The organism is Leeuwenhoekiella parthenopeia (genome assembly GCF_020782115.1).
Classification (GTDB): Bacteria; Bacteroidota; Bacteroidia; order Flavobacteriales; family Flavobacteriaceae; genus Leeuwenhoekiella; species Leeuwenhoekiella parthenopeia.
The window spans coordinates 1-12,077 of sequence record NZ_JAJGMW010000036.1; the positions used below are offsets into that span (position 1 = coordinate 1).

Genomic DNA, 12,077 nt, shown 5'->3' on the forward strand with positions numbered 1-12,077 from the left:
CTTACCGTTGTCGAACTCCTTTAAAATTTTTGCAATCTGTGTAGGTGTGAATTTACTGCGTCTCATACTGTTTAAAATTAAGAATTATTATACTTCTAAACAGTTCGGTTTTAGGGGAAGCTTACATAGGTATGTGGTTAAATAGTCATTAATGACTAGCATTTCTGGATTGTTCAACAATACACGTTGAAAAAAATCACGGTCCTGCCCACCCAAAAGTTGTTCATCAAAAACTAAATTATGTTTACACAAAAAAGATTTGACATACATCGGGTCTGGTAAATACCAGGATATTTTACGGGTGATAAAGTCCTCGAGCAGGTTTAAGGTTAAATGGGTACGTTGCTCCAAAACTTCCGTTTGATCGGCAACATAATAAATTCGGGTTTTTGACAAAACGATATCCGTTTCCGCATCAAATGCGGCAAGCTTCTTCTGAATAAACTCCGGCTCCATCAAATCATCAGAATCAAACCAATTGATAAATCTTCCCGTAGCATGTTCAAAACCAAAATTACGGCAGGAGTTAGCTCCTTTGGGTCTGTCATCAGGACGAATCAACACTTTGAATCGGGAATCTTCTTCTTCGAATGCTTTTAATAAACTCAAAGAGGCATCCGTGCTGTGGTCATCTACTAAAATACACTCCCAATTGTGATAGCTCTGTGTCCTTACCGAGTTAAGCGTAGCTTTTAAAAAGGCTTCCCGATTATAAACAGGTATTATGATGGAGACTAAATCAGTCATTAGTTGAAACCTTCTACCCATAAATCGGTAAACCAAGTGTTTTCATTTTTTGTATTGCCCCTTTTTTGACCGGCTTTCTGTTCTGAAAAACCACCTTGGGGAGTAAGATTAAAAATTGAACTCCGGCTTTTATAAAAGCACTAAAGAAATAAACATTTTTCAAACTATATTTTCTAAAGTTGTGTATATACAATCTTAAAACCCGTTTGGGAACCATTGATAACGGATAATGTACGGAATAGAGCAATGAAGTGTTCGTTAATTGCTTTTGAAACCGCATAAGGTTATAACCGGAACGCCCCCTCTGCGTTTTATTTACACGATGATTTACTGAAATCGCTGAAGTGTACAAAATATCATAACCTGCATCAATAACTTGTAGAGATAGGCTGCTTTCCTCCCCATAAATATCCATCCAAACCGGAAATCCCGCTGTTTTACTATACACATCCTTTCGTATTACAAAACCACAGCCTACGAACTCGCTGCAGTAAAAATCGGTTAGTTCCTGGTGATGCTGCAGGGCTTGAGTATCGCTGTCAAATACACCTTTGATTTCTTCAAAAGTGATTATCCCTAAGCGGTCATAAGCTGCAAACATTCTTTTTGCTTTCGAAACAAAATCCGGCTGTAAAGGATGTGCATCATCATCAAAACCAAAAATCAAAATACCCTGAGCTTTTTGAAACAATCTGTTCCTCGCTCGGGATGGGCCTATGCTTTTTTCTGAGACCTCCCAGTAGCAATTGGGAAATAAGCTGATCAGATCTTTTGAGGAATCTGTACACCCGTCCAGAAAGACCAGGATTTCACAGGCTATATCTTGAACACAGGAATATAGAATGCGTAGGTTTTTCTCCAGTTCCGATTTCCGGTTTCGCGATACTATGCAAATAGATGCTTCCAAAATTAAGTTTTCAATTTGTGCAGTATATCTTGCAAATAGCCTGGATGGAAATAAGCGTCTAAATCATGAGCTGTCTCTGGTAATTGAAGTCTGTTTTCCCGCCAACAATCATAGAGCTCAATTAATCTATTGGAAATAACAGCTACATTATCGGCATCTGATGCATAACGATAATCAGCCCCTAAGAGTCTACGGACTTCACTTTTCTCAGGACCCAAATGTAAAATGGGACGTTTAGCATTTATTAAATTGGGAAATTTTGCCGGTAAAAAAGGGCTTGTCTCAGCTACCGCTTCCAATATCACATTTATAGTACTGTGATGTTCCAACAAACGGACGGTATCATAATCCATTGAGCCGGGATAACGATAGAGCGTTGAACTTTCCCCACACGCTTCTGAAAGTTGCGGTTCGTGATATCCTCCGGGGCCAATCAGTAAAAGTTTGGCATGTCCCTTTGCCTCAGGACACTTTTTGATAAAAAAATTCCAGGCCTGGATCAACGGAAATGGATCTCGTTGTTTTAGTAAGTTTCCTGCATGCAACACATTAAAATGCTGCGGAATAAAAAAATTAGGAAAAACAGCACCTACAAGAGCTTCTTTACTGGGTTGATGCGGTAAAACTATGCCTTTAATTTCAAAATTGGGATCAAAATTCGCCATCCACTCCTGCAAACTTTTTGATGGATATCCCAGCCATTGGGCTTTCTGAGCTACTTTTTCAAAGAATTTTTCCTTTTGCAAATACCCCGGCTGAATCCAATCGTAAGGTTTGGGATACCACTGAAAAGGATAGGGATCATGGATATAAGCCAACCATTTTTTATGCCATTGCGGTAGTTTTAATAAAGCAGCATGCGTTCGGTAACTGGCTCCTTTACTTAAAGTTAAAACCAAATCATAGTCATTAACACTTACCGCCTTTAACGCATAATACATACTGTTTACATCATTAAAAAACGTAAATGAGAAGCCAAACCTGTTTTCCAGGAGTCTGGAAAAATTACGACTTGCCAAACGTTGTAAAACCCGTTGCCCACGACTTAACCAATAAAACAAATCCGCCTTCCGCTCCCTGATCAAAATGGGTTTAACATCCTGTAATTCGTGTTCTTTATACGAATAATGATAGACCTTTAGTTCAATACCAGTAATCACCAGGGAGTCGATCAAAGCATAGTTCGCTTTTCCTGCGCTACTATCTGAAGGATCAATGGTTTCTGCCAGGATTAATATTTTCATACAAGGCTAAAGTTTGTAAAGCCGTTTTAAAATTTTAAACAGAATAATACGCCAACGGTACGGCAGAATACTGGGTTTTTCATTCTGAAAGGCTTTTTGGATCAATTCGGGTTCGAGTCTGTTAACCCCTCTACTAAAAGTAGGTAAAGATTCATCCAAAATATTTCCCAAGTGATAAGCATAGGTTTCTACGGTAGACAATCTATAAAAACCTCTTTGATCACTTAGCATATCAATATATTCACGCTCTAAACCATTCTTAAATTTAAGCTTTGGATATTTGTAAGTCCCTTTAAAAAGACTGCTTCTATACGTAGCCACAAAATGACCTGCACCTATTATGGCATGTGAATCTTTCAAAAAATATTGTTTTTCCTTCCATGAAAACACTCGATTTTCCCTATTCAGAAGAGCCTCATTCCCCATTCCCTTTAGATAATGCTCTGCATCTGCATCTGACATTACTTTTTTATAATTGATTCCTCCGCTTAAATAGTGATCAGAAAAAACTGCTGTATTCTCATAAAAAGCTAAAGCAGGAGAAGGTAAGGGTGCAACTACGCCTGCTTTAGGACACGAAGCGAAAACCTTAAATACGGCCTGTTCCCAACCTTCATAGAAAAGCACATCGGCATCAGTTATGGTAATAAACGGTTCTGCAGCAGAGCGAGCCTCCTGCAATACCGGAAAGACCTTGCCTTTATTCTCTGCATACCAAACCAGCTTATCAATTGTTGAGCGATATTTATCAATTACACCTGCAATTTCTGCGCAAGAATTATTATTGATGAGGGTAATTGCAGTGGTTTGAAGATTGATGGTTCTAATTATTTGATCTAAAAATTTCTCAAAAACCTCCAGATGATTTCGGTAATACGCGTCTTCCAGATTAGGAATGTAAACCGGCACGATCACCCTATGTAAAAAAAGAGGTAATTTCTCGTTTTTAAGCTTTTGAGGATTTACTCCGTTTCTCAACTTATAAGCTTTTTGACAAAACCTTTAAATTTACTCATTTTGCTTTTTCGGAATGCACGATCTAAACTAGAAACCCAGTGATCATCGAGCCATTTATCTGTATAATTTAGAGTCCAATTAGTTTTTAAAATATTCCTAGCGAATTGCAAATAAGACTCATTATAAATATGAAATGCAGGAAAATCACTATTGCAAAAGGCTTCATACCCCATAACTGCAGCCCTAATACAAAAGTGTTTATCCTCTCCTAAATATTCTATGTTTGAAATCCTTTGAAAACGAACACCTGCGTGTAATATATCTCTGGACAGTAGTGTGCAAGCACCTGTAAAATCAACTGAATGAGTTCCTTTTTGCGCTAAAACTAATAAATCTTGTTTGTCAAAACCACGATGTTTTGCATACCAGGCATTAGGACTATAGATATTTGAGCCGTTAAATTGGGTCCAAAAAATTTCTGAACAAAAATCCTTATTCTGACTTATCAAACATTTCAATGTCTTTGGATGAATTATAAGATCTGCATCAGTAAAAAATAAATAATCGTAATTATTTTTTAAAAAATATGCTATAGCTGCATCTTTAATCTTTGTGATCCTGTTGTATAGAGGAAGACTCCATCTTTTATCAGGATTAATATTATCTATTTCACCAAGATCAAATTTAAACTCTTTCCAATTGGCATTTCTCGAAAGGTACTTCTGAAAGATCCTACTACTTTCAGGATCTGAATTATCATCAAAAAAGGAAAAGGTCACATTACAACCCTCTGTACTAAGATTTTCAAGACTGCTCAAATGTAATTCCAAGACTTCTGGAGATTTCCTTAATGGAGAAAAATGTAAAATACTTTTCATTTTTTGGCTAAATACGTATATCCTAAAAGGAGCATATTTCTTGGATCCAGATTAGATAAACTATTAAGTAAATATTCCTGTATTTTTATTAACGTATCGATCTGACCACTTTTGATGGCAATATTTACATAAGATTTTAAAATAAAAAAAGGGACTCTTCCTTCCTTGATAGCAAAATCTAAAAATTTTTCCCTCGCTAAATTTTCAGAGGCAGGTTTTATTTCCTGATCCTTATATAGGTTTTGGGTTATTGCCTGATCGTGTTTACGATACCAAAAAAGTACAAATTCAACAGGTTTGTATATTATTTGCTCTTTAAAAAATATTCTGAGATAGAACTCACGTTCTTCAGCATAATATAAATCCTGGTCAAACCTATACTTCAAAAGCTTCTTTGATCTCCATAGAGGCCCGCAAGAATTTAGATTAGCGATATTTAAATAAAATGCTTTAAATAAATTTTTGAACACAATTTCACAGGAATTATCATCTGCTCGATCAAGATCGAATTCAATAGTAGTTGGAATTCCAAATTTTCTGTATTTACAAATCGTCAGATCTAAATCATTATTTATCCTGAATGGTTGAATTTGCAACTCCAGTTTTTGAGGATGCATGATGTCATCATCGTCAAAAAATTGAATGTACTCCGCATTTCTGTCTTGTGCTAAATCCAATCCGAAGTTACGGGTGGCAGAAAGCCCTTGAGGATATTTCTTTGGCTTTTTAAAGTAGAAAAATCGTGAATCGCTTTCTATAAAAGCACTGACAACTACTTCTGTGTCGTCGGTTGAATTATCATCAGTTATCAAACATTCAAAATGGGTGTAGGTTTGATTTGCTATAGACTCTAAAGTCCGCGTGATTATTTGGGCTCGGTTATAGGTGGATAACAGGATGGTAACTTTAGGACTATTTTTTAAATCCATCTTATTAATTCAATAAACGCTTTAAAATTCGCAAAGGCTTTAATAATAAATCACCCAGTCTATACTCAAGACGTTGTTTATTTTTATTTTTCTCAAACTCCTCTTTCTTAAGCCTTCTAAAAACATCACTTATTAATTCTGCATAGTGATTCTTATATATTTCAGAATTTTTAGTATAAATGTATTGTCGTTTATCCATACGAAAATTAGATAATTTTGAAGTAGTACTGTTCTGATGCCTATAATAGGTAAATAAAGGTTTAGGTATTACCACTGCAAGGCCTGCAGGATATAATATCCTGAGATAAAAATCCCAATCTTCAAAGCCCCTAACAGATTGAGCTTCATCGTAGCCATCAACGCGCTCCCAATCTTCTCTTTTAAACATAGCACTCCCTAGAGCGGCATTGTCAAAAAGGAAGTTCTTATAACACCCGCCTAATGGTTTAATAATCTCACCATTAATATAATCACTTGTTCTTAATGCGTGACAGGTAACTATTTTGACACTTGGATCAACTGCAAATTTCTCTAAAGCAATCTCGCTAAACTCTGGTTCAAAATAATCATCAGAATCCCAATTCAAAATATATTTTCCTCGCGCGTTGGCAATACCTAAATTACGTGCACTACCCTGCCCTCTATTTTCCTGAGTGAGTAGCACATCAATCCTATTTAAGTGTTGCTTGAGCTCCCTCTTATGATAGTCATCAGAGCCATCATCTACTACTATGATTTCTTTTGATACACCCCGTTGTTTTTCGGAAAACTCTAAAGCCTTTTGGATAAATTCTGAGGAATTGTAATACGTTATAATTATTGATACTGAAATACTACCTGACTCTGACATCTAAACAAAAACTATCTTTGGAACATTTAAAAATCGCGGCAACTAATTATTTTATTGAAATTACTATAAATGATTTTCTACATAATACTTGCTCACAAAAACCCACATCAGTTAAAATCGCTCATTGATTCACTTGACAATCAACAGGTTAACTTTTATATCCACATAGATGCATCCTCCGATATCCGCCAGTTTAAAAAACAATTAAAAGCTCGTGAGAATATAAAATTTGTTGAAGACCAATATAGAAAAATTACAACTTGGGGAAGTTTTCAAATGGTAGAGGCCACGATCTCCTGCTTAAAATTAATCTCGAATACAAAAAAAATGGGCGCATTGTCTTATTAAGTGGTCAGGACTATCCTCTCTGGTCAAATACTGAAATTTCAAAATACTTTAAGAAAAACCCTAAATCGATCTTTATTGATATTGAAAAATTCCCTGTGTCCTATTGGAAAAATGGAGGCTATGACCGTTTGAGCTCTTATTGGTTTAAAAATCCCGGCAACCAAAATACTTTTATAAATGTTGCAAGTATTTGGAATACTTGTTTTTATTCAAAGAAAAATCTTAAAAATTTAATTTATCTAATAGCAAAAAGAAAGTTTGAAGTTTTACCAAAAATTTTAAGAAAAAGAAAAAAACAAGTATCCAATTTATACGGTGGTTCCCAATGGTGGTCTATCCCTACTGAACTTAACGTTAAGGTTCTTGACTATATAAAAAGCAATCCTGAATTTAGTGCTTTTCACAAATATACTTTGATTTCAGATGAAATATTCTTTCATACTCTATTTAAAATAGTCGCAGATGAAGACTACTGTTTTCAAAATTCTTTAACATATTGTGATTGGACTAAAAAAGGTGTTTCATTGCCTGCTGTTCTTCAGGAAGAAGATTTGACCAAATTGATACAAATCAAAACATCTAAATTGTATGCCAGAAAATTCGATTTTGAATCAAATTTGGATTTTCCTAGAATATTAAATGAAAAAATTAGACAAAGCCCTTAATAAAAATGACAATTCCCTTTTGAACGAGCTTTTCTTTAGTTTAAGGTAAATTTTTAAATAAGCAAACTTTCCTTTAAAAGTTTTTGCTATTGGCTTTTTATTGGATTTAACCGCTTCCAAAATAAAATCTTCCAAAGCTTTTACATCCAAAAATGATGGTAATTCTAAAAATACGGGTTCATTAGACATTTTAGCATATAACTCCGTATCATTTTCTATCCTTAAAACTTCTTCTATACAATCAGAATTTGACTTAAAATTATGACGATTTATAAAACGCTTAGGATTTAAATACATTTCTATGCTCGTATCACCCCAATATATGGGTATGGCGCCAACTAACAAAGCATCTAGAACTTTCTCAGTTAAATAACCTTTGTGGGATTCGTTCTCAAAAGCTAACACAAATCGGTATGGCTCAATAAACTTTAGTTTGTTTTTTATAATTCTCCCAATATTATTTTGAAATTTACCTCCAGAATCTACTCGTTTACAATTGTTTAGTTCTTTGAAAAAATTATTCCTGAAATCTGCTTTGGGATTAGATACCACTTGAGCACAAAATTTGCTTTTAGCAAAGAGGTTGATGCTTGGATTCGTTAACCGCTCTAAAAGATTATCCTCTAAAATTACCAAACCAAATAGTGGTAAAAAATATTGGCGAGGATTTCTAAGTTTCTCAAAACTTATACTAAAATCGCAAAATTGAAAATTTGAAGATCTATTTTCCCCGGTATAAAATAATTTTAAACACTTATATTTTAAATGGTCATATCCAAAACAAGAATAAATAAGAAACTCAGGATTTTCAGATAATTTGATTTTATAGTTTCTGGAAAGGATGCGATAAAACAGGCTCTTTTCAGGAATAAAACCCGGCCAAAAATCCACAAAATTAAGGTTTAGGTAAGGTCTCAAAATATTATTTTCTGATAGCTTTTATAATGTTGTAACCTTTACCTAATAAAAAACCAGAACAAATTGCGCCTAGATAAGCTAGAGCTTTAGGAATTGTATAGTATTTAGCCAAATAATTGAAAGATTTGAACAGATAATCGGGTCTATGCTTTTGTCTAGCTAATTCAAAATTTATTTGTATATGACCTGAAAGTAACCATTTAATCAAGTGGGGGGGTGCTACTTTTTCTATGTGTTCAAGTGTAAACAGTTTAAGTTCTGCAAGATGTTTTTGAAAATTGACAGGATCTGAATGAAGTTTAGAAGTCATTGAATTCGGGTGTAGCCTTCTCCATGTAAGTATATCCTCGATTAACTTTCCATTTGTGGTTAAACACAATAATTTGATATAATACTGATATTCATTTGCGTTGTCCCTAATTTTTTCATTAAACTCAAGAGATTCACATATAGACCGTTTCCCTAAAAAATCTACAGTACACCAGGCAACCTGATGCAAGGCAAAATTGAAAGCACTTATTTCAGCTTTAGAACGATCAATTTCATAAACTCTATTTTGAAAACCGCTTTCATCAAAATTCTGAATATCAGCTACTGCAAAATCTAAATCATTTTCTTCAATTATTTTTACCAGAATTTCAATATGCTGAGGGTGCATAAGATCATCACTATCGAAAAACTTTATATAATCTCCTTTGGAAATTTTAAAACCATAATTTCTACAACTATTTGCGCCTTTGACTCTTTTCTCGGGGCGTTTATAAAAGCTAAAGCGATTATCATTTACGCAATAGTTCTTTAGTAATAAATCTGTTTCATCTACAGAATTATCGTCTATTACAAGACATTCAAAGTTTACATAGGATTGATCACGTATACTATTTAAAGTCTCAATAATATATTTAGCCCTGTTGTAAGTAGGAATGATTATTGAGACTAGTTTTAAGTTATTCATAGTAAAATGACCTAAAAACCTTTTTCAAGAATTTTTTAAATTGATACCACTCAAAAAAATTAAATCGGAGTTTCACTAAAAATATGAACTCAGATAGTTCGAGATATCGATTGCCTAGTATTTCATTTTCCAATCTACCGCAGATGAAATTTATCTGTTTTGAATTATAACAATCAGAATAATTTTTAAGTAAAAACTTATAAAATTCAATTTTCACTATTGACTTGCGTAAACCCATATGATCCTGCCCTGTAATACTCATTGAAGAAACACCGATATTTGCAAAAGCTTCATTAATGCTGTAAATAGGTTGCTCTTCTGAAAAGACAAGCCAGGCATGGTCATCACTACACCAGGCAAGATCGTAATCAAAAAAGCCATACTTCTCGTAAACAGTTCTTTTAAAAACATACTCTGTAAGAGAACTTCTACTTTCATAAATGCACTTTCTCCAAAATGATTGTGGAGCATCCTCCAAAATAGGGTGAGTATATAATTTACTACGCCTTTTTTTACTGAAATCAATCTCATAAGATGCATATCTTACAATATTAACATCGTCAAATTCCGATTTATGTTTGTAAAAACACTCAACATAATTAGGGCTCAACCAATCATCATCGCCCAAGATCATCAACCATGGCTCATCATTTGATAGAGATATACACCTGTCCCATTGTTTTGACAAAGAAATTGAGCCTAAGTTTGATTGAAAGCGTGTGTAATTAAATTTTAAATAAGATGAAAATTTTTCAATCAGTGGCCTAGGATTCTCTGGACTTGCATCGTCTCCAATATAAATATTAAACCGTTTATCTGTTTGGCTGGACAGGGATGTCAAGGTTTTTTCAAAAAATTGAATCTTATAAAAGGGAATAACTATAGCCAGATCATTCATAAACCAAGGTGTAAAATCCGTTTTAGCCTAAAGAGCTGACTGTATAGACTATGCTTTACTGGGTGAATATAAATTGAATAAAACTTAGGCTTTAGTATATATAAGAAATACTCTTTGAACGATAACAATTCTTTTATATGAGCCAGAGCTTTCTGTTTTTGTACTGTCGTAAAAACACGATCTAAACACATATTATCAGAGTGGGATCGATAGTATACCAAAGGTAAATCCACAAAGGAGGTAAAACACTTTTTTTTGAATATGCTAATCCACATAATCCAATCTTCTTTTGCTTGAAGTTCATTTGGAAATCTAAAATCTCTTAAAAGATTTATTGAAATTAGTGCGCAATGAATTGGTATTGAAAATTTATGATCCCAATCTAATACCATTGATTTTAAATTGAAATCAACCTGAGATAAGTCACAATAGGGCTCTTTTACCTTTTTTTTCTGGGTATTATATGTCAAAAAATTTGTTATAACCAGATTTGAAAATGTATTATTGATATCTTTCACGGATACTTCAAATTTTTTGATATCTAAAAAATCATCTGCATCCAAAAACTGTATAAATTCTCCCTTTGCAATAGCTAAACCCATATTTCTAGCTGAAGATAAACCCTTGTTTTCCTGATATACATATTTGAAACGTTTATCCTTTTCAAGCCATTTTTTTGCAACTTCCTCCGTTTCATCGCGTGAACCATCGTTCACTACAATACACTCCCAATTAGTATAACTCTGCATACTTATGGAATGTAAGCATTCATTCAAAAATAATCCTTGATTGAAACAAGGAACGATAACACTTATTAAGCTCAGAGGTTTTTAAATTTTTTAATAAAAGTCTTAGTCGTTAAAGAGTCTATCTTTAGAGTGAAAACTTTACAATAATATACCGAAAATAAAATCATTAAACTTCTTAGGTCTATGACCTTGTTTTTATAGAAAACAGCAAGGACTTTATGATTGTTAATTCTAGTATTGTATAATGCAAAATCTAAAAAGTATTCCGACAGATAGCCAACTAATAAAAAAATTTTATCGTTTAAATTTACCTTTCTAAGATGGGCGGTTATATCATTGACAAAAAGAAGAAGGGAATCAGCATATTTTCTTGAAAATGATGTTTTGTCTAGTGCTGCATTCGACACTCTATAAATAGTATCAGCCTGTTCTTCTGTACCTATATAATATCCATTTGTAGAAAAAATTAAGGCGCGAATGTGAATCTCAGGATCATTTAATCTAGGGTATGAAATATTGAAACCATTTAGTTTTCTAATAAAACCCATTTTCCAAAAGGTACTCATGATTCCCCAAGGAATATTATTCTTTAAGAAATCATTCAAATAGGATTCTGAAGGTTCAATTTTTTTTATTTTAAGTTCTGAATTCATTTGGACTTTCATTGGATAAACGTAAAAGTCGTAATTTGGATATTCCATTGCCATCTCTAATCTTTGCTCGAAACAAGAGGTCAGAAGCATATCGTCAGAATCTAAAAAAATACAAAATTCACCTTTGGCATTTTGGAGTCCTAGGTTTCGACAACTTGAAGCTCCTTTAGGTTCTTTAGTCCTAAATAAATATTTAAATCGGTGATCTTGCTCATTATATGTGTTCAACAGTAGAGCTGTATCATCCGTACTTCCATCATCCACAACTATACACTCCCAATGGGTATAAGTTTGCGCTAATACCGAGTCTAAGGTCTCATTGATTACATTAGCACGGTTGTAAGTGGGAATTATTATAGATATTAATGGCTCATCCATT

At 33.7% G+C, this 12,077-nt stretch carries 13 protein-coding genes; 1 reads left to right on the forward strand and 12 read right to left on the reverse strand.

What is annotated here, in order from left to right; translation table 11 throughout:
• Positions 1 to 87 precede the first annotated feature (87 nt).
• From LLW17_RS18130 to LLW17_RS18160, 7 genes are read right to left on the reverse strand one after another with little or no spacing between them, the layout of a single operon-like run.
• The gene (locus LLW17_RS18130) at positions 88 to 747 is read right to left on the reverse strand and encodes a glycosyltransferase family 2 protein (RefSeq protein ID WP_228231707.1); all 660 of its coding nucleotides are present in this window, start codon (positions 745 to 747) and stop codon (positions 88 to 90) included.
• Positions 748 to 760: 13 nt separating this feature from the next.
• Complete coding sequence (locus LLW17_RS18135; RefSeq protein ID WP_228231708.1) at positions 761 to 1,654, reverse strand: glycosyltransferase family 2 protein; 894 nt, start codon at positions 1,652 to 1,654, stop codon at positions 761 to 763.
• A gap of 2 nt (positions 1,655 to 1,656) precedes the next feature.
• A complete protein-coding gene (locus tag LLW17_RS18140; RefSeq protein ID WP_228231709.1) occupies positions 1,657 to 2,898 on the reverse strand; it encodes a glycosyltransferase family protein in 1,242 nt (413 codons plus the stop codon).
• Between the two features lie 6 nt (positions 2,899 to 2,904).
• The gene (locus LLW17_RS18145) at positions 2,905 to 3,876 is read right to left on the reverse strand and encodes a glycosyltransferase family A protein (RefSeq protein WP_228231710.1); all 972 of its coding nucleotides are present in this window, start codon (positions 3,874 to 3,876) and stop codon (positions 2,905 to 2,907) included.
• Positions 3,873 to 4,733 (reverse strand): glycosyltransferase family 2 protein, encoded by an 861-nt coding sequence (locus LLW17_RS18150; protein WP_228231711.1) that lies wholly within the window; start codon positions 4,731 to 4,733, stop codon positions 3,873 to 3,875. Before LLW17_RS18150 ends, LLW17_RS18145 begins: the two co-directional genes overlap by 4 nt.
• Positions 4,730 to 5,662 carry a glycosyltransferase family 2 protein gene (locus LLW17_RS18155; RefSeq protein WP_228231712.1) on the reverse strand — a complete coding sequence of 311 codons (933 nt, stop codon included), beginning with the start codon at positions 5,660 to 5,662 and terminating at the stop codon, positions 4,730 to 4,732. Before LLW17_RS18155 ends, LLW17_RS18150 begins: the two co-directional genes overlap by 4 nt.
• Before the next feature lie 4 nt (positions 5,663 to 5,666).
• Positions 5,667 to 6,512 (reverse strand): glycosyltransferase family A protein, encoded by an 846-nt coding sequence (locus LLW17_RS18160; RefSeq protein WP_228231713.1) that lies wholly within the window; start codon positions 6,510 to 6,512, stop codon positions 5,667 to 5,669.
• A 260-nt stretch (positions 6,513 to 6,772) separates the two neighbouring features.
• Between LLW17_RS18160 and LLW17_RS18165 the strand changes: the two genes are divergently transcribed.
• Entirely contained in the window at positions 6,773 to 7,525 is a 753-nt protein-coding gene (locus LLW17_RS18165) for a beta-1,6-N-acetylglucosaminyltransferase (RefSeq protein WP_228231714.1), read from the forward strand.
• On the opposite strand, the gene LLW17_RS18170 is transcribed toward LLW17_RS18165, so the two are convergent.
• The 5 genes from LLW17_RS18170 to LLW17_RS18190 are packed head-to-tail and all read right to left on the reverse strand — an operon-like array spanning position 7,496 to position 12,076.
• Positions 7,496 to 8,416, reverse strand: a complete 921-nt coding sequence (locus tag LLW17_RS18170; protein ID WP_228231715.1) for a glycosyltransferase family 10 domain-containing protein — start codon at positions 8,414 to 8,416, stop codon at positions 7,496 to 7,498. The two genes, LLW17_RS18165 and LLW17_RS18170, sit on opposite strands and share 30 nt — an antisense overlap.
• Before the next feature lie 31 nt (positions 8,417 to 8,447).
• Complete coding sequence (locus tag LLW17_RS18175) at positions 8,448 to 9,398, reverse strand: glycosyltransferase family 2 protein (protein WP_228231716.1); 951 nt, start codon at positions 9,396 to 9,398, stop codon at positions 8,448 to 8,450.
• Positions 9,391 to 10,296, reverse strand: a complete 906-nt coding sequence (locus LLW17_RS18180; protein WP_228231717.1) for a glycosyltransferase family 2 protein — start codon at positions 10,294 to 10,296, stop codon at positions 9,391 to 9,393. The genes LLW17_RS18175 and LLW17_RS18180 overlap by 8 nt, the downstream gene beginning before the upstream one ends.
• Positions 10,293 to 11,072 (reverse strand): glycosyltransferase family 2 protein, encoded by a 780-nt coding sequence (locus tag LLW17_RS18185; protein WP_434084795.1) that lies wholly within the window; start codon positions 11,070 to 11,072, stop codon positions 10,293 to 10,295. Before LLW17_RS18185 ends, LLW17_RS18180 begins: the two co-directional genes overlap by 4 nt.
• 44 nt (positions 11,073 to 11,116) lie before the next feature.
• The gene (locus LLW17_RS18190) at positions 11,117 to 12,076 is read right to left on the reverse strand and encodes a glycosyltransferase family 2 protein (protein WP_228231718.1); all 960 of its coding nucleotides are present in this window, start codon (positions 12,074 to 12,076) and stop codon (positions 11,117 to 11,119) included.
• Position 12,077: the final 1 nt, after the last annotated feature.

Coding starts and splice junctions, on each gene's coding strand:
- LLW17_RS18130 (WP_228231707.1), bottom strand. CDS start 747: ATGACTGATTTAGTCTCCATCATAATACCTGTTTATAATCGGGAAGCC.
- LLW17_RS18140 (WP_228231709.1), bottom strand. CDS start 2,898: ATGAAAATATTAATCCTGGCAGAAACCATTGATCCTTCAGATAGTAGC.
- LLW17_RS18150 (WP_228231711.1), bottom strand. CDS start 4,733: ATGAAAAGTATTTTACATTTTTCTCCATTAAGGAAATCTCCAGAAGTC.
- LLW17_RS18155 (WP_228231712.1), bottom strand. CDS start 5,662: ATGGATTTAAAAAATAGTCCTAAAGTTACCATCCTGTTATCCACCTAT.
- LLW17_RS18160 (WP_228231713.1), bottom strand. CDS start 6,512: ATGTCAGAGTCAGGTAGTATTTCAGTATCAATAATTATAACGTATTAC.
- LLW17_RS18175 (WP_228231716.1), bottom strand. CDS start 9,398: ATGAATAACTTAAAACTAGTCTCAATAATCATTCCTACTTACAACAGG.
- LLW17_RS18180 (WP_228231717.1), bottom strand. CDS start 10,296: ATGAATGATCTGGCTATAGTTATTCCCTTTTATAAGATTCAATTTTTT.
- LLW17_RS18190 (WP_228231718.1), bottom strand. CDS start 12,076: ATGGATGAGCCATTAATATCTATAATAATTCCCACTTACAACCGTGCT.